We start from the raw sequence: 17,609 nt of genomic DNA on the forward strand, positions 1-17,609 counted from the left end.
GAGAATTCCAGTTGAGTCCCACGGGGGTACTCCGGTTAATCGCGCTGACTGCTTGAAGTCCGGAGAGGGCCCGGGGGAGGGCCCCGCGATTCCGCCACTCTCCGCGCCCCTCACACCAGTCAAAATCTTCCATTTTGGAGACTTGGGGAATGCCGGAGACACCTCATCTCGTCGCATATTGCTTTATAGCAATGTTGACGGTCGCCAGCCTCTTGAGCATCATGGCGATCATTATCTGGGGGATCACCGCCGTCTTCCCGGGCAAGGTCACAGCGCCCCCACCCCGGCGCAAAAAGCCCGGTTCCGCCCGAGCCTCCTCCGCACCCACAAACCAGACTGATCAGGCGGTTGTTGCCGCCATCTCGACGGCTGCCGCCGGGGCTCATCCCGGCATGGTCGTCACAAATATTCAGGAGCTGAAGCAATGATAGCCGCGTCTTCCCCCCGTCAAATCCGTGTGATGTTCACGACATTCCGCGACGGTCTGCAGTCCGTCTTCGGAGGCAAGGTCCGCGTCAAGGACCTCATCCCAGCCATGGAAGCCTCAGTCGCTGCCGGCATCCGCCACTACGAGTTTGGCGGCGGCGCCCGGTTCCAGGCCCCCCTCATGTACTGCGGCGAGGATCCGTTTGAGTGCATGAAGCAGATGCGCGAGGTCCTCGGCAAGGACGCCATCACGCAGATTCTGACGCGCTCGGTCTCCGGCGTGACGTTGACCACCCAATCGCCCAACGGCCTGAAGCTGCAGGGCAAGCTGATGAAGGAATTCGGCACCGACTGGGATCGTAACTTCGACTATATGAACGACGTGTCGATGCTCGAGGCGACCGGCAGACCGATCGTCGAGGCCGGCATGCACCACCAGGCCGTCGTGGCCCTGATGGGTCTTCCCTTCGAGGACGACAAGGTCCACACAGCCGCCTTCTATACGGCCGTGGCCGAGCGCATCCTCAAGATGGACTGCAAGGTCGATTCGATCTGTATGAAGGACGCCAGCGGTACAACAACGCCGCACGTCGTCTACGAGACGGCCAAGGCGATTCGCAAGATCATGCCGCCCAAAATGCCCTTGTGGTTCCACACGCACGATACCGCCAGCACGGCTGTTGCCTGTAACATGGCGGCCATCGAGGGCGGCGTCGACGGCATCGACCTGGCCGTTCGACCGCTCGCCAGCGGCACCAGCCAGCCCGACGTCCGCAGCATGGCCCATGCCCTGAAGGGCACCGGCTACTCGCTCGATATCGACTCCACGAAGATGGGCGAGATCGAAGAGCTCCTGGCCGAGGGGCTGAAGGATTACGCCTTCAACCCGGTCGTCATGGCGCCCGACGCGCGCGTCTGCGGATTCCCGATGCCGGGCGGCGCCATCGGCCCGAACGTGCAGATGATGATTTCCGCCGGCATCCTGGACAAGTACGACCAGGTGCTGGCCGAGTTCCCGGTCGTCGTGGAAGCCGGCGGCGCCTGGACCAGCGTGACCCCAGGCAGCCAGCAGTACTGGCTTCAGGCCTTCAGCAACGTGCTCTACGGCCGCTGGGAGAAGATCGACCCGGGCTACGGCCGCGCCGTCCTCGGTTACTTCGGCAAGACGCCGCTGCCCCCGGACTCCAAGGTCGTCGAGATCGCGTCCAAGCAGCTCGGCCTTGAGCCCTTCGACGGCAATCCGCTCGAGGCGGCTCCGGACAATCTGGATAACGCCCGCGAGGAGCTGAAGAAAGCAGGTCTTGAGGTCAACGACAAGAACACGTTCCTGGTGCTGTCATCGATGGTGCCGGGCAAGAAGATCGAACTGAACGAAGGTATGCGTCTGCTGCAGGGCAAGGCCCGCGTGCAATTGCCGCTGAAAAAGAAGGAAGAGGCTCCGGCCGCCAAGCCCGCTGCCGCCGCCGCTTCTGCCGCACCCGCCGCTGCTCCCGCTGCGGCCCCTGCCGCCGCCGGCCCGACGTCGACCATGTGCACGGTCACCGAGAATGGCCAGACGCGTCTGTTCCAGGTGACGCTGATGCCGGCCGGCGCCGGAATGCCCGCCGGGATGATGATGCCGATGGCAGCTCCTGCAGGAGCTCCGGTCGGTGCGCCTGCCGCTGCCGTGGCCAAGGAAGCTGTTGAGATCTTCTCCCCGTTCGAGGGCGAGTGCCCGATCACGGATCTGAACGTCGATGAAGGCGACAAGGTGACGAAGGGACAGTCCCTGGCAGCCGTCGAGGCGATGAAGGCCACCCACGAAGTCCGCTCGCCAGTCGACGGCACCGTTTGTGCCGTTCATCTGGGAGTTGGCGATGTGACCGACGCCCACAACCCGATCCTCTCCATTACACCGGATAAGTAGTCCATGGATACCCTGATGCAACTGGTGCAAAGCTCCGGCTTTGCCTCCCTGCAATGGCAGAATCTCGTAATGTTCGTGGTGGCGGGTGTACTCATCTACCTCGCCATCGTGAAGGAATTCGAGCCGTTGCTACTGATCCCGATCGGTTTTGGCGCCATCCTGGCGAATCTGCCCGGCGCAGAGATGCTGGCTGAGCACGTCGCGATCAAGGACGGTGAATTCGGCAATGTCCCGATGTTCAAGCTGCTCTACAGCACGGTGTTCTCTGTGATGCCTCCGATCATCTTCCTGGGCGTTGGGGCATTGACGGACTTCCGGCCGTTGCTGGGCCGTCCCATTACGTTCCTCCTCGGCGCGGCTGCCCAATTGGGAATCGCCGTGGCCGCGTGTGCTGCTTTTCTGCTGCTGGGCTTTGACGCCAACGAAGCTGCCTCCATCGGAATCATCGGGGGCGCGGATGGCCCGACCTCGATCTTCGTTGCATCGAAGCTGGCTCCGCACCTTCTCGGTCCGATCGCCGTGGCGGCGTACAGTTACATGGCCCTCGTTCCGATCATCCAGCCTCCGATCATTCACCTGATGACCACGCAGAAGGAACGCGAGATCGACATGCCGCAGGCCAAGCCTGTCTCGCGCACTGCCCTGATCCTGTTTCCGATCGTCATGGCAATCCTCGGCATCCTGGCCGTTCCGGACGCGGGCCCGCTCCTCGGCCTGTTGATGTTCGGCAACCTGATGCGCGAATGCGGCGTCGTGGATCGCCTGGCGAAGACCGCCGGCGCCCAGTTGATCGACATCGTCACGATCTTCCTCGGCCTGCTGGTCGGCATGAAGATGCAGGGCGATACTTTCCTGCAGGTGCAGTCCCTTTACATCCTCTTCCTCGGCATGATCGCGTTCAGCTTCAGCACCTTCGGCGGCCTTGCGTTCGCCAAGATCCTGAACCTCTTCCTGCCGGAAAAATCGAAGATCAACCCGTGTATCGGCGCTGCCGGTGTGAGCGCCGTTCCGATGGCGGCCCGCGTTGTGCAGAATTACGTGCACAACAAGACCGAAGGCCGCGTAAATCCGTTGATGGCAGCCATGGGTCCGAACGTGGCCGGCGTGATTGGCTCTGCCGTCGCGGCGGGCGTTTTCCTGGCCCTCCTGCACTGAGAGCTTCCCGGGGCCGGGCGAGTTTGACTTGTCCGGCTCCTTTCCCCTGCGCTTGACGCGGGGCCTCGCCTCCAGGGAAGCTGGCTCCTCGAATCCGAAGGAGCATCGCATGGCCGACGCGCAGCAAGAACAGCCCCTCCTCGATATCCGTAACCTCCGGACCTACTTCTACAGCCAGGACGGCGTTTCTCGCGCTGTCGACGGTGTGAGTTACACGGTCCATCGCAAGCGCACGCTCGGAATCGTCGGCGAGTCCGGCTGCGGCAAGTCCGTGACGGCGATGTCCGTGCTCCAGTTGATCCCCACGCCCCCGGGCAAGATCGAATCCGGCGAGATCTGGTACAAGGACCGCAATCTCCTCAAGCTGACGAAGCGCGAGATGCGGCGTATCCGCGGCAACGAGATCAGCATGATTTTCCAGGAGCCGATGACATCGCTGAATCCGGTCTTCACCGTCGGCGATCAGATCGGCGAGGTCTTCCGCGTTCACAAAGGCCTCGGCAAAAAGGAGTCGATCCAGGAAGCCATCCGGATGATGGAGCTGGTGAAGATCCCCGCCGCGGCGAAGCGCGTGAACGACTTCCCACACCAGATGTCCGGCGGCATGCGCCAGCGCGTGATGATCGCCATGGCACTGGCCTGCGATCCGGGTCTGCTGATCGCGGACGAGCCCACGACGGCTCTCGACGTGACCGTCCAGGCGCAGGTTCTTGATTTGATGGCGGATTTGAAGGAAAGCCAGGGATCTGCGATTCTGATGATCACACACGACCTGGGCGTGATCGCGGAGATCAGCGACGCTGTGGCCGTCATGTATGCCGGCCAAATCGTCGAATACGGCGAGACCGACGAGATCTTCGAGAACCCGATGCACCCGTACACGCTGGGGTTGCTGGAATCCCGCCCGAGTCTGGCCGAGATCAAACAGAAGGCCGATCTGAAGCCGATCAAGGGCGCCGTGCCCAGCCCGATGCATCACCCGGCGGGATGCCGCTTCCATCCCCGCTGCCCGTTCAGCTCCGAGGAGTGTAAGAAGGATTCGCCAGAGATGCGCGAACTGCGCCCCGGGCACACCGTGCGATGCCATTGGGCGGAGAAGATTCTGGAAGGCACGCAGCCCAGCCATGAGGTGGAAACATTCGCCGTAGGCTAACGATCAGGGCATTCTCATTGCACCAATCTCTTCGTTGCACGGCGGTCGGCAGTTTCGGTCACGTACTTCAGTACGCTCCCTTCAACTGCCGCCTTGTGCGCCTCGATCTTGGCACAAGCAGAACACCCTGATCCCCGAAGGAGAACGTGGGAAGGAACTCTCAAGTCAATGTCCCCCTCCTGGTTTCGCCGCTCCAAAGAACCACCCCGAAAGCCTACGCGCGAATCGTTGGCCGCGACGTTTCTTCGTGGAGAAGGCATCGAAATCGGTGCGCTGAACCAGCCCACTCTGCTGCCGCCTGATCTGCGCGTCCGCTACGTCGATCGGTTCGCCGTGGCCGATTTGAAGAACCAGTACCCCGAACTTGCAAACGCCGATCTCGTTGATCCCGACATCGTGGATGATGGCGAAACGCTCGGGAAGATCGACGACGCGTCGCAGGACTTCGTGCTCGCCTGTCACTTCCTCGAGCACTGCGAAAATCCTCTGAAGGCTCTGGAGAACATGGTCCGTGTTCTCCGGCCCGGAGGGATCCTCTTTCTTGCAATTCCGGACAAGCGATTCACGTTCGACATCGACCGTCCGATTACGCCGCTTGAGCATCTCGTTCGCGACTACGAGGAAGGCCCCGAGTGGTCGCGCGAGCCGGCGTATTGGGAGTGGGCGCAGATCGTCGACAAGCTCGATGACGTGAAAGCCCGCTATCAGGTCGAGCACTATATGGGCATTCGCTACAGCATTCACTTCCACGCCTGGACCCCGGCCGAGATGGCCGAGATGTTCGTCCACTTGCAGCGCGGCATGGGCGTCCCGGCGGACATCAAGTTATTCTATCACATGGACGATCAGGTGATTGCGCTGTTGGAGAAACAGCGGCCTTAGCAGAGCGATCCGAAAACAAGAAACGCCCCCGCGAAGGGGGCGTTGCTCGTTGAAAGCTGTGGTGCCCAGAGTGGGACTCGAACCCACACGAGGGTTATCCTCGCCAGATTTTGAGTCTGGTGCGTCTGCCAATTCCGCCATCCGGGCAACGGCGCCTTGTTTCCAAAGCACCGGGGCAGGAACGAACCACACCCCCCCAGCCGCGGCAAGGGTTTTTCCCGCTCTGCGGCTTCCGGCATGCTTTGACTTGCCCTCTTCTTCCCCTCTGTGAGAGACATCGGTTTAGAACTCGCCGACGCAACAAGGGGCGCATTTGGGACGGGCGCCGGCATTTCTCTTGGAGAGGAATGAGGAGGAATTCCCATGCGACTGCTATCGACTTGTGCGATGGCCGGGCTCTTTGCCTGTGCTGCGACGACCGGTTATTCGGCTGTGGAGGTCACTGCCCCCAAAGCGATCGATATCGACTGGACCTACGTGTCGGGAGCCGAGGTCTCCGAATACAGCATCTTACCCTATGGCTATCTGCGCGATTACTCGGGCGATGGGATCCCGGACTATTTGCTCGCCGAAGATATCGAGGCAAATGGCGCTATTCGTTTGTGGGCAATCGACTCCGCAGCAACCGGAGGATCGAAGGCCTATCCGGCGGATCGAGCAGCCGGGCGCGAGTTCACCATCGATCTCGGCACCTTCTATCCCGACATGGTTCAGATGATTCACCAGGAAGGAAGCTGCGACATCGACATCTACGTGCAGGGCGACAACCGCACGACCGACGATGGAGAATACACGCAGTTGATCTACAAGCGCCTGAATCTCGACGATCCGAATTTCCCGGACGCCGCGACCTTCACGATCCCCGTGCAGTCAGAGTTGTGGCCATACACACACTGGTCGGAGGACTTCACCGGCGATGGTTATCCCGACATCGTACTCGGGAATTCGCTGACGAATTCCTCGGACAAGTTCTTCGTCGCTTGCTACAACGGCAAAGACGGAGCAGAGGTCTGGAGCATCGAGCTCGATCCCGATCCGAACGACCCGGGCGGGACGGTGCTTGGGCTGCCGCAAATGTTTGCTACGATCCTGCCGATGAGCGACACAAACACCGGCACCGGCGATCTGGATGGCGATGGGAAGCCGGAGATCTTGCTGGAATACACCTACGGATACATGATGGGAGAGTTCAGCTTTGGCACGCGCGGAATGATTCGCGTCCTCAATGGCAACGGCACGCTCTTTACGGGATACTCGGATGCGTGGGTCGAGTTGATCGACCTGCCCGGCAATCTGACCGGGCCGTCCCTCAACAGCATGGTTGACTTCAACAACGACGGAAAGACGGACATCCTTGTTTCTATCCTGGACCTCGGAATGGACACGGCTCCGCCGCCATTCCTTGGTTTCGATCTTCTCGCGAAGCAGGAACTCTTCCGTGCGGACGCTGCGGAATTCAATTGGTTCGAAGATACGCTCAACGCGATGACCTTCCATGCCCTCCGATCGAACTACAGGTTCGGCGATGTCGATGGAGACGGTTTCGGCGATCTGACCGTGCATGGCATGCAGCCAAACACGATCGGGAATCTTACGTTCGGTGTCTTCCACGCCTACTCTTCGAATGCCAACAATCGTGGCAAGGCCATGAGCTTCATGGCGACTGCCGGCGATGCGACGATCTGGTGGGCGAACGATTTCGGCGGCAGCGACATCCTCGACTTCCTGATCGTGGACCATCCTGATGCGCCCGGTGCCTCGACGGTCGACTTCAAACTTCAGACAACGGCTATCTGGCCAAGCAACATCGATATACCCGGCCAAGGCACCTTCAAGTTCCCGCACGAGTTCGGCACCGTCGATCCGGATGATTTCGATGTTCAAACGATGATGGGGTTTCCGATGGGCGACCTTGACGGAGATGGCCAGAAGGACACGTTTGTTTCTATCGGTTACAAGCACGCGGGCAACGATGTACCGAGCCCGTTGGCATACGGACAAGCGCTGTTCTTCGACAACACGGCGCCTGGCACGCCGCTCGAGGAGACCGCGCGCCTGCAGATCAAATCCGACTCCGACCGCACGCCATATCCCTTGTATGAGACGGCCATCATTATCGGGCATTACGAAGTCGGTTGCCCAACTTACGTCGATCAAAACAGTGACGGAAAGCGCAACGACGGCGTTGTTACCACTGATCACGTTGTTGCTGCGATCAGTTTCAAATACGACGGAAGCGGCTTTCTGCCGGAGGATGTTCTTGGTTTCCTGCTCGGCCAACAGGAACTTAGTTCCGGGCAGCTCCCTCAGGCCGATTCGAACAGTGATGGTCTTTGCGACGCAGGCGACCTGATTCAGAAGATTACGGCGAGGTAGACCCCTCGCCGTAGTCTCTCCGCACAAACTTCAGCGCTTGCTCGCGCGACTCGATTTCGCCTTCGAGTTGGCGTTCCTGCACGGCCAGCAGAATCTCGCGAAACAGCGGTCCTGGATGCAGGCCCATTGCAATCAAGTCGGTACCCGTGATGAGCGGGGGAGGAACGGGCTCCTCGTGCCGCGATCGAAATTCCTCCAGCGCCTCGCGCACCAGATTGTAGTTCGTCAGACCGCCAAACGACCCGAGGCAATCCGCCTTGTGAATGGCGAGATCTTCCTCAATCGTCTCCGCGCCCAGGAAGCGCCGCATTGTGGACTTGTTCCACTCGTTTGCATTCATAAAGCGCATGTGTCGGCCGACGATCGCGCTGATGCGCTCGGTCGCTTCGTTTGAGAAACGGAATCGCCGGCAGATCCTACGCGCCATCTCTGCGCCGACCTTGTCGTGTCCGTAGAATGTCAGCTTCCCCGGTGCGCGCTCGCACGTTGGCGGTTTCCCGACATCATGCAACAACATCGCCCAGCAAGTAATCGGCGTGCGAGTCTCTAACTTGTCGAGGCATAGCAGCGTGTGGACAAAGACATCGCCTTCCGGATGGTAGGTCGCGCCCTGTTCGACGCCTTTCATGATGCTGATTTCGGGGAGAATCAACTCCAGCAAACCCGCGCGATCCATCATCTCGAAGGCGCGCGAGGGCTTGTCTGCCAGCATCATCCGTGTAATCTCGTCGCGCTGTCGCTCGGGGCTGATGAACTTGATGGTCGGCGCAAGCTCGACCATCGCGCGCCATGTTTCTTCTTCGATTTCAAATTCCACACGTGCTGCGAATCGAATGGCACGCAGCAATCGCAGAGCATCCTCACCAAAGCGTGCACGCGGATCGCCGACTGTGCGTAGGCGTTTGCGGGCGATGTCTTTCTGTCCGCCGACGAAATCAATGATCTCGTCGGCTTCCGGATCGTAGAACAACGCATTGATCGTGAAGTCCCGACGCTGGGCGTCCTGTTCCGGCGTGCCATATTCCACGGTTTCGGGGTGCCGATGATCGACGTACTTCCCGTCGCGCCGGAATGTGGCGACTTCGTAATGATGCTCGCCCTCGACAACGATACAGACCCCGAAACTCGCGCCGACGAGTCGGACCTTCTCGAAGAGCCCTTCGATTTGATCGGGTCGTGCATCGGTCGCGATGTCGATGTCTTTCATCGGCATGCCGAGCAACCGATCGCGCACGCAACCTCCTACCCAATACGCCATGTGACCCGCGTCGCGCAGGCAGTTTACTATGCGACGAGCCCCCTGCTCCAACGCGTTCATGACATCAAGGCTCCAGGCAGGTTGCCGTCTCGATGATCTCCATCAGTTCGCGGACGACGATCTCACAATTTGGATCGGACTCGTACATCCCGCTGACGCGTTCGCGCGCCTTACCGCCTTCGCCGGTTGCCTTGCCGCGCGCGATGATGCGGCGGCACTCGTGCGGCATCGGACCCCAATTGCCGCATTCGATAAACTGGTCGCTCAGGAAAACGAACTTCGGAATCGCCTCGCCGCCATTCGTCAGGAAACGCGCAAAGACTTCGCGGTGTTGCTCGCGCGTGATGAAGCGCAGATGGATTCGGCCGGACATTACTGCCAGCTTCGCAAGGACCGGTGCATGGCGGTGCACATCGCCGCACCAACCTTCGGCGATTGCGACAACATGAACATCGCGCGGAAGGCTCTGCAGAAACGCCATCGTTGTTGGATCGAGCTTCTGATTCTCGAAAGCGGCCTGCATCTTCTGGCGATTCTCATCGCTCTCGGCCTGGCCAAGCCAGTCCTCCCAGGTCGTTCCCGAATCGACAATGGACTTCCAATCAAGAAGAGGCAGAATAGGTGGGCGTGGCATGGGTGAATTCTCCTGTGGTCTGAATCTGATGGGGATTTACGGTGCAAGAATCGTACGCACTCAGGCCATAGCCATGAGCGGTTCATATGGCGCGTTCAGGAATGTGCAGTTTGCGCAGGCGCGTTCGTTTTGTGCACAGCAATCGTGGAAGACCTTGAAGAGTGCCTGCTGCATCAGTTCCGTACGGAACAGGCCCTTGTCGAACCCGCTTTCGCCGAAGAGCCGTCGCTTCATGAACTCGGTCACAGAATTCTTCGGCAGGGCCGGGAAACGCGCCGCTACCACCCATGCCTGCTGTTCCAATCGCGTATCGCCTTCCTGGCGCGCGCGGAGAATTGCCAGGGGCAGCAGCACGTTGAAGAACAACGTTCTTGCGGCCGGTTCGCCCAGCAATGCCTGAGGTCGGCAGGGCTTTCCTCCGAGCGTGTAGTGCGTCCCGAAGTAATTCTGATCGCCGTCGACTTCGAGCATCTTCGTGACATCGCGATAGAACTTGCGCCAATCTTTCGGCTTCTCGTTCTCCGGTGCCCCATTTCGGATCATCGAGCAGAAGACATCGAAGAGCGGCGCATCCACATCCACCAGGCGTGTCAGGAGAATCGCCACCGCGGCCAATCGCCGGCCGGGAAATCCCGGCGGCCGCATGCCCGAGTACCACCGTCGCGTCGGCGGAAGCAGGCGATCTCGAAAGTAGGGACGGACTCGATTCCAATGCTTTTCCAGCCGCTCTGCGAACGCGATCGTTTCCTTGTCCGCACCGTCAAAGAGGTCCTGTTGAGTGGGGAACAACTGTGCGACATGAAGGAGAATCGCCAGAAACAGATCGGGGCGTTCCGGTGGTGCGATGTCGTGCGCATGGTCCATTAGCTCCGTGAATGGAGCGCGCTTGCTGAGCAGGAAGTACAACGTCTTGTTGGACTTGTAGCCCTGTCCCGTCATGATCGACTGATAGATGAGTTGCTGTGTCGTTGCCGAGGCCAGTTGTGCCTCGAATCGCGCAATCTTGTCCTCGATCCGCATACGTCCGGCGATCGTCAGAAACTCCGTCAATTGCGGCTCGGGAATGCGCGTGAAGTGATCGTGGCAAATCCCCACATCCGCCGGTCGGCCGTAGGGATAGTCATCCACATTGATCGTCCGGCGCAGCGTCTCCAGGTCCGGATCGAGTGCATCGAGCAGCACCATGCGCTCGAGCCGTTCGCCGTTTTGTTTTTCTTCGTAGGGCCGATCGTCCGCCGGATTCAGGCACACGTGCAGGACGACGTTGTTGTACTCGAAGTCCTGATGATGGCCGTGGTGAAACCAGTCGGCGGAATTCACATGGATCTCGACATCGCCCGCGAGTTCTTCGCCTGCCAGCCGAACACGTGCGCCCTGAAAATCCGGTCCACGGCTCGTGTTCCACCGCCCTGCATCCAGAACCTCGACGCGCTTGCCACTGGCCGTGCGCAGTTTATCCGCCCGCAGCAACTGATCGAACCAGATGCACTGCACGAGTCGCTCCTCAACGTGACGCGACTCGCCGCGATCCTGCCCCTCGGCAACTCGAATCGCGCGGCGCAAAGCATCGCCAAACTCCTCGTGGAGTTCGCGCCAGCGCGTTCGCGTTGTCTCGAGAGACGTCATCTTCATTTCAACTACTCGTCTCCGAAGCACGTTCCTACGGCACGTGCGGCTTCGATCATTGGATCATCCTTGGACACAAGCTTCAACTTGCTGATGGCATCGCCCAACTCCACAGAGACGATGTCCTGGCCGGACAGCGCTGCCATGCGGCCGAACTCGCCGCGTGCGATCATGTTCGCCGCGAAGTTTCCAAACCGCGTTCCCAGCGTGCGGTCGAAACTGCAGGGCGAGCCGCCGCGTTGCAGATGCCCGAGCACCGTCGCGCGCGATTCCAGGCCCGTGCGTTCCTGGATTGTCTCGGCCAACACCTTGCCGATACCGCCGAGGCGAATCGGGTCCGGACTGTCTTCCAGGATCTTCGCCACCACCATCTTGCCGCCCTTCTGCTTCGCCCCCTCGGAGACGGCGATGATCGTGAAGCGCTTTCCAACGCGCGAACGCTTCAGACAGTAATCGCACACGACTTCCATGTCGTATTCGATCTCGGGGATCAGGATCACGTCCGCGCCGCCGGCCACGCCGGACTCCAGCGTCAGCCATCCGGCGTAGCGCCCCATCATCTCGACGATCTGGACGCGATGATGCGCCATGGCCGTCGTATGGAGTTTGTCGATCGCCTCCGTTGCCGTATCGACCGCGGTGCGGAATCCGAACGTCAGATCCGTCGCCATCAGATCATTGTCGATCGTCTTCGGAATACCGACAACCGGCACGCCGAGATCGGCGAAACCCTTCGCCATATTCATCGTGCCATCACCGCCGATGCAGACCAGCGCATCCCACCCCATCTCCTTGATGTATTCGACGCAATCAGCGGCGACGTTCACGCGCTGCTCTTTGCCATCGATCTTCATGACGTGATCGAAGGGATTCGCCTTGTTGCTGCTGCCGAGAATTGTTCCGCCCAGCGTCAGGATGCCGGACACATCGCCGGTTTTCAGTTCATAGGAGTTCTGGTGAATCAACCCATCGAAGCCATCCGTGATGCCGAAGACGCGCATGCCGTAGCGGTACATCGCGGTCTTGGCAACGGCCCGGATCACGGCGTTCAACCCAGGGCAATCGCCGCCGCCGGTCAGAATCGCGATGCTTTTCGGAGTCTTGCCGGAATCGGCCTTGCTTTCGGACATGAAAAAACCTTTCAGAAACGCGCGAATCGCGCGGGCGTTTGCATTCAAGGCCCATCATGCCAGACACCGGTCGATGGGCAAGCCTGTTCCACGGGTGCAGAGGGATGGGGGCTACTAGCCGCCCGTCACGGCTCGGATCACGCGGGCGGGCACGCCCGCGGCCAGCACTCCCGGCGGGATGTCGCGCGTCACGACGCTTCCGGAGCCGATCACGGAGTTCTTTCCAATCGTTACGCCCGGATTGATCACCGTGCGACCGCCCACCCACACGTTGTCTTCGATCGTGATTGATCTGCCGGATTCCACGCCTGCCAGACGCTCCTCGGGGTCGATCGGATGCGTCGCGCCATACAGATGCACGCCCGGGCCGAACATCACGCGGTTGCCGATACGCACCCAGCCGCAGTCCAGTATCACGCAGCCATAGTTCGCGAAGAATCGGTCGCCCAGTTCGATGAAGCACCCGTAGTCGCAGTGAAACGGAGCCATGATCATGCACGAATCCGGCGCCTTGTGGAAGAGCTGGCGCAACTTCGCAATGGCGTCGCTGTATTGCGATGGGGGCGCCTGGTTGAAGGCGTAGACTGCCTCTGCCGCGGCGAGCCGCAGATCGACCAACTCCTGCTCGAACGGATCGTAGTTCTCTCCGGCAAGCATCTTCTCTCGTTCAGTCATGGTGGAAGTCCTCTCTGATTGAGCGATTCGGAGGCGCAGCGCAGCGAGGGGTCAAAGGCCATCTGATAAAAAAGCGGCGCGCCGACCCAAAGGGGAGAGGTCGGCGCGAATGCCGCGTTTCTCAGGAGGGTCAAACCCTAACTGGCCGAAGTCGGGGTCAAACCGGTTTATGCAGATGCAGGAATTTGATGCCGCGTCTCGTGGACCAATGTCAATGGGTTGGACCGGTTTAGGACACGAAACGCCCTCCGGATGAATCCATGTCCAAGTAGGCGCGCGTCTCGTCCAATCCGACGGCCAGCGTTCGCCGCCAGAAGCGCCGCGCCATCGCCAGGCGCCCGACGATGAAGCCCACCTCCATCAGCCCCAGGATGACGAATCCCGTCCCCAAGTCGATCGGGACGCCGACGACGCGCGAGATGCTATACGGAACCAGCACACGAGCAAGCAGCGTAATCATGTTCAGCATCACCAGTCCCGCGGTCGTCAGACCTCCCCACCAACGCGACGAAGGGTTCAACTGGCAGACGCCCGCCAGAATCGAAGCACGCAGGTAACATCCCGCTCCGTAATTGACTGCCATCAGGACGCCCGTTCCCGTCGCGATCCAGTTCCACGTTGGGTTGTTCTGGCTCAAGATCCCCCAGAATCGGATCGGGCCGAGGAAATGATGGATCACCGTGTATCGCATATCGGAGGCAGCCGCGGCGTAATCCGTGTGGATCATCAGGATCAGGAAGAACGCCATCGTGGCGGGGACGGTGACGGCCAGGAAGACCCATGACAGCAGGCGCCCGTGTACCGCGGCCAGCGCATCGCGATCCGTCAGGTACGTGACCATTGCCTGGGGCAGCAGTGGGTCCTTCTCGAGGTGTTCGCGGGCGGCCGCCCCGAGTGCCGGCGAGATGAACGCAATCGACACAGCCATCGTGTAGGAAACCGTCGCCACGAATCCCGTGAAGCCGTCGACCAGGCCCTCTAGCGCCACAAACCAAAGCGCTGGCAGCACCATCGCCAGCAGCGCCACGATCGCCAGGCGCAGCCAATCGCCCAGCCGTCGGCGAGGCGGAATCGGCAGAGAGGTCACCCGCCGCACCCACGGATTGTCCGGAGCAAACGATTCGGCCAGTCGAATGGCCAATATGGAAGCAATCGACATCACAATGAACTGTCCCCGCCGTTGGACGGCGGGGACAAGGGCAAGCGTGTTTCGGACCGGCGCATCAGCGCCTCTGCTTCGGCCACGGCCTGTTCGGATCGCCGATGCCTTCCACGTCCTCGTCTTCTGGTCCGTAGTATTCCTCGTCGTCTTCGAGGTCTTCCTCTTCGTACTCGTCCTCTTCTTCGAGCGCCTCCGGGATCGGCTCTCCGCGCTCCAGGGCGTGTTCCAGCTTGTCCAGTTCCTCGATCGCGGCATCGCAATCGACGATGATATCGCGGGGCTTGGAGCCCTTGAACTCGCCGACGATGCCCATTTCTTCGAGCATGTCCATCAGGCGACCGGCTCGCGCGAAGCCGACCTTCAGGCGCCGCTGAATCAGCGAAACGCTGGCCTTACGCGCCTCCAGAATCAGGCGAGCGGCAGCCCGCACAAGCGCTTCGTCGATTTCCTCGTCGCCTGCCCGGGCCGAACCACCTTGATGCGGCATGAACATACCGGCGTGGACTTTGCCCATCACGCGATTCGTGCCGCGGACCATGCGGTCCTGAGCATCCAGATCGTCCATGCCATCTGGGTTGCCCATCATACGAGCCAACTCGCGCTGTTCCTTTTCGCTCAGCTTCGGCTCGAACTCCTCGATTTCGTATTCGGCCGGGCATTGCGTACGGACACAGTCGGCGATCCGTTCGACTTCATCATCACTGACAAAGCAGCCCTGGATGCGGATGGGCTTCGGCATTCCGCCGCCGTGGAACAGCATATCGCCGCGGCCGAGCAGCGACTCGGCGCCGTTCATGTCGAGAATCGTCCGCGAGTCCACCTTCTGCGAAACCTGGAAGGCGATGCGGCTCGGGAAGTTCGCCTTGATGATACCCGTAATGACGTTAACGGACGGGCGCTGGGTAGCGAGGATCAGGTGAATACCGACGGCGCGCGACATCTGCGCCAGCCGCTGGATGGACTCTTCCACGTCCGCCTTCGCGATGATCATCAGGTCCGCCAACTCGTCCACAATGACGACCATGTACGGCATCGGCTGCAGCTTGCGGCCCTTCAGCTTCGGGTGGCCTTCCGGATCTTCGACGATCTTGTTGTAGCCGTCGATGTTGCGCACGCCCAGTTCCACCAGCCGCTTGTAGCGCTCTTCCATCTGCTCGACGGCCCAATCTAGAGCGGCCGCCGCGCACTTCGGCTCGCAAACAACCGGAGCCAAAAGGTGCGGAATATCGCCATAGACCGAGAGCTCGACGCGCTTCGGATCCACCATGATCAGCTTCACGCGATCGGGCGGCTGGCGATAGAGGAACGACGCAATGATCGTGTTCAGACACACCGACTTACCGGCGCCCGTGGCACCGGCGATCAGCAAGTGCGGCATCTTCTTCAGGTCCGCGAAGTACGGCGCGCCGTCGATCGTCTTACCCAGCGCAAACGCGAGCGGGCTCTGGTGCTCCCAGAAATCTTCGCAACTGATCAGCTCCTTCAGGTAAACGCCTGCGCGCTTCTTGTTCGGTACTTCGATACCGACCACTGACTTGCCTGGGATCGGAGCGAGGATACGAACGCTCAGGGCCTTCATTGCCATCGCGATATCGTGCTCCAGGCCTGTGATGCGGCTGATCTTGATGCCGGCCGCGGGTTTGAACTCGAACCGCGTCACAACGGGGCCCTGCTTGACCTGGGTCACGCGGCCCTCGACGCCGAAGTGCGACAGCGTCTCGGTCAGCGTACTGCTCAGTTCGTAGACCTCCTCGCGCGACATCCGGTGGTCGACCACCGGCGGATCCGCCAACAACTGAATCTCCGGCAGATGATATTCGCGCGGCGTCCTGCTGAGTTCCATCTCCAACTGCTCACCCTCGAGCGGCTGACCGTTCGGGCCGTGCGGGCGCGTATCGAACTCCTCATTGAACAGCGGATCGTCTTCCGTGGGGGTTTCGTCGTTCTCGCGAGTCTGACGCAGCAGGCGCTCCTCCGCCTTGCTTCGGATGTCTTCTTCAGTCTCTTCTTCGTTTTTCTTCCGTGATCCGGCCGGGACGCCTTCATCTTCCCAGCGCGTCGGGAACAACTTGGCCAGTCCCGCACCCAGCGCAGGGCTCTTCTCCTGCATTGGATTGCCTTCACGGATCGGCAAGGGCTTCGAGTTGTCTTCAAAGAGGATTTCTTCTTCCGCTTCCTCTTCGTCCTCAAGCTCCGCCGCTTCATCGTCCTCGAAGTCCTCTTCCTCATCTGGAAGCTCTTCGTACTCGTCGTCGTACTCGTCTGCGTAGTCTTCCTCGTAATCTTCTTCGATGTCCTCTTCCACGACGCGCGAGCGCAGTCGGCGCTGCAGTCGCAACTCGAGGTCGTGCGCTTCGAGAGCGCGCGCGGCGGCTGCCACGTCATCGTCCGCCGGGTCATCCCAGCCAGTGGGCTCATCCAACTCTCCGAGCAACGTCATGCGGCGCTCGGTGGCCGGCTTCTCGCGGCGGCGAAGCGCATTCTTCAGCCAAAGCCCAACACGCGACGGCTGCTTCACCCGCGGCGTCTCCACGGCCTCTTCTTCCTCGTCTTCGATGATGCCATCGGCGGGCACGGGCTCCATGCCGCGTGTGCGGCGCAGAACCATCGCCGCCAGGGCCGACAACCCCAAATTGGTCATCAGCACCAACCCGACCAGCGTCATGCCGGACAGGATCAGCGCGGCGCCAACGACGCCAAACTGGCCGACCATCCGAAGGCCTTCCCATTCAACAAGGAAGCACCCCAAGGCGCCCGCGCGGCGGAAGGTTTCCTGGCTCAGCTCCGGGTTGTCTGCCCCCGGCAGCGCCAGCAGGCCGTTGATCGCCATGATGACCAAAGCCACGCCCAGCGCGCGCGCGCCGGGCCACTTGGCCTTCAATCCGCGGAACGTCCGAATGCCCAGCCAGACCAGCACGGCGGGCACACCGAACGACATCGGGACGCCGAAGAACATGGTCAGCGCGGCGCTGATCATCTCTCCGACAGGACCGACGAGCGAACGCCCGTCGCCCCCTACCAGCAAGCTGACAAAGATGAAAATCCCCGCCAGAACAAGCACGGTTCCGGCCACCTCGCGCCGCAAAAGGCTGGAATCCAACCTCGGCGTCGGCATCTCGTCATTCGTTATCACTGCGCTTTGTTCCGATCTGGACCTGGACGGCATAACCGGAGACTCCTCGGGCAAATTACCATACTGGCTCCCGAGGATCGAAAGTGGGCCGGA

Annotated in this window: 13 protein-coding genes and 1 tRNA gene; 6 read left to right on the plus strand and 8 right to left on the minus strand. The window is 60.8% G+C overall.

Features of this window, described 5'->3' with window-relative positions; translation table 11 throughout:
• Positions 1-149 precede the first annotated feature (149 nt).
• The 5 genes from KQI84_12325 to KQI84_12345 all read left to right on the plus strand — a co-directional run bounded on the left by KQI84_12325 (position 150) and on the right by KQI84_12345 (position 5,522).
• Complete coding sequence (locus KQI84_12325; GenBank protein ID MCB2155664.1) at positions 150-428, plus strand: OadG family protein; 279 nt, start codon at positions 150-152, stop codon at positions 426-428.
• Positions 425-2,332, plus strand: coding sequence for a biotin attachment protein (locus tag KQI84_12330; GenBank protein ID MCB2155665.1), 1,908 nt, complete (start codon positions 425-427; stop codon positions 2,330-2,332). Before KQI84_12325 ends, KQI84_12330 begins: the two co-directional genes overlap by 4 nt.
• Before the next feature lie 3 nt (positions 2,333-2,335).
• Positions 2,336-3,487: a sodium ion-translocating decarboxylase subunit beta gene (locus tag KQI84_12335; GenBank protein ID MCB2155666.1), complete on the plus strand. Its 1,152-nt coding sequence runs from the start codon at positions 2,336-2,338 to the stop codon at positions 3,485-3,487.
• 109 nt (positions 3,488-3,596) lie between these two features.
• Positions 3,597-4,640 carry an ABC transporter ATP-binding protein gene (locus tag KQI84_12340; GenBank protein MCB2155667.1) on the plus strand — a complete coding sequence of 348 codons (1,044 nt, stop codon included), beginning with the start codon at positions 3,597-3,599 and terminating at the stop codon, positions 4,638-4,640.
• 168 nt (positions 4,641-4,808) lie between these two features.
• Positions 4,809-5,522: a class I SAM-dependent methyltransferase gene (locus KQI84_12345; GenBank protein ID MCB2155668.1), complete on the plus strand. Its 714-nt coding sequence runs from the start codon at positions 4,809-4,811 to the stop codon at positions 5,520-5,522.
• Between the two features lie 59 nt (positions 5,523-5,581).
• On the opposite strand, the gene KQI84_12350 is transcribed toward KQI84_12345, so the two are convergent.
• Positions 5,582-5,669 (minus strand) — tRNA-Leu (locus KQI84_12350).
• Positions 5,670-5,885: 216 nt separating this feature from the next.
• Between KQI84_12350 and KQI84_12355 the strand changes: the two genes are divergently transcribed.
• Entirely contained in the window at positions 5,886-7,898 is a 2,013-nt protein-coding gene (locus KQI84_12355; GenBank protein MCB2155669.1) for a VCBS repeat-containing protein, read from the plus strand.
• Here KQI84_12355 and KQI84_12360 read toward each other — a convergent pair.
• From KQI84_12360 to KQI84_12390, 7 genes are all read right to left on the minus strand, one after another.
• Entirely contained in the window at positions 7,885-9,216 is a 1,332-nt protein-coding gene (locus tag KQI84_12360; protein MCB2155670.1) for a CCA tRNA nucleotidyltransferase, read from the minus strand. The genes KQI84_12355 and KQI84_12360 overlap by 14 nt on opposite strands.
• A 4-nt stretch (positions 9,217-9,220) precedes the next feature.
• Positions 9,221-9,790, minus strand: a complete 570-nt coding sequence (locus tag KQI84_12365; protein MCB2155671.1) for a thioredoxin family protein — start codon at positions 9,788-9,790, stop codon at positions 9,221-9,223.
• Positions 9,791-9,850: 60 nt separating this feature from the next.
• Positions 9,851-11,422, minus strand: coding sequence for a DUF2851 family protein (locus KQI84_12370; GenBank protein ID MCB2155672.1), 1,572 nt, complete (start codon positions 11,420-11,422; stop codon positions 9,851-9,853).
• Between the two features lie 5 nt (positions 11,423-11,427).
• Positions 11,428-12,546, minus strand: coding sequence for an ATP-dependent 6-phosphofructokinase (locus tag KQI84_12375; protein MCB2155673.1), 1,119 nt, complete (start codon positions 12,544-12,546; stop codon positions 11,428-11,430).
• 114 nt (positions 12,547-12,660) lie between these two features.
• Complete coding sequence (locus tag KQI84_12380) at positions 12,661-13,221, minus strand: sugar O-acetyltransferase (protein MCB2155674.1); 561 nt, start codon at positions 13,219-13,221, stop codon at positions 12,661-12,663.
• A 229-nt stretch (positions 13,222-13,450) separates the two neighbouring features.
• Positions 13,451-14,380 (minus strand): hypothetical protein, encoded by a 930-nt coding sequence (locus KQI84_12385; protein ID MCB2155675.1) that lies wholly within the window; start codon positions 14,378-14,380, stop codon positions 13,451-13,453.
• Positions 14,381-14,444: 64 nt separating this feature from the next.
• Positions 14,445-17,549 (minus strand): DNA translocase FtsK, encoded by a 3,105-nt coding sequence (locus tag KQI84_12390; protein MCB2155676.1) that lies wholly within the window; start codon positions 17,547-17,549, stop codon positions 14,445-14,447.
• Positions 17,550-17,609: the final 60 nt, after the last annotated feature.

This window comes from bacterium, assembly GCA_020444065.1.
Lineage (GTDB): Bacteria > Sumerlaeota > Sumerlaeia > SLMS01 > JAHLLQ01 > JAHLLQ01.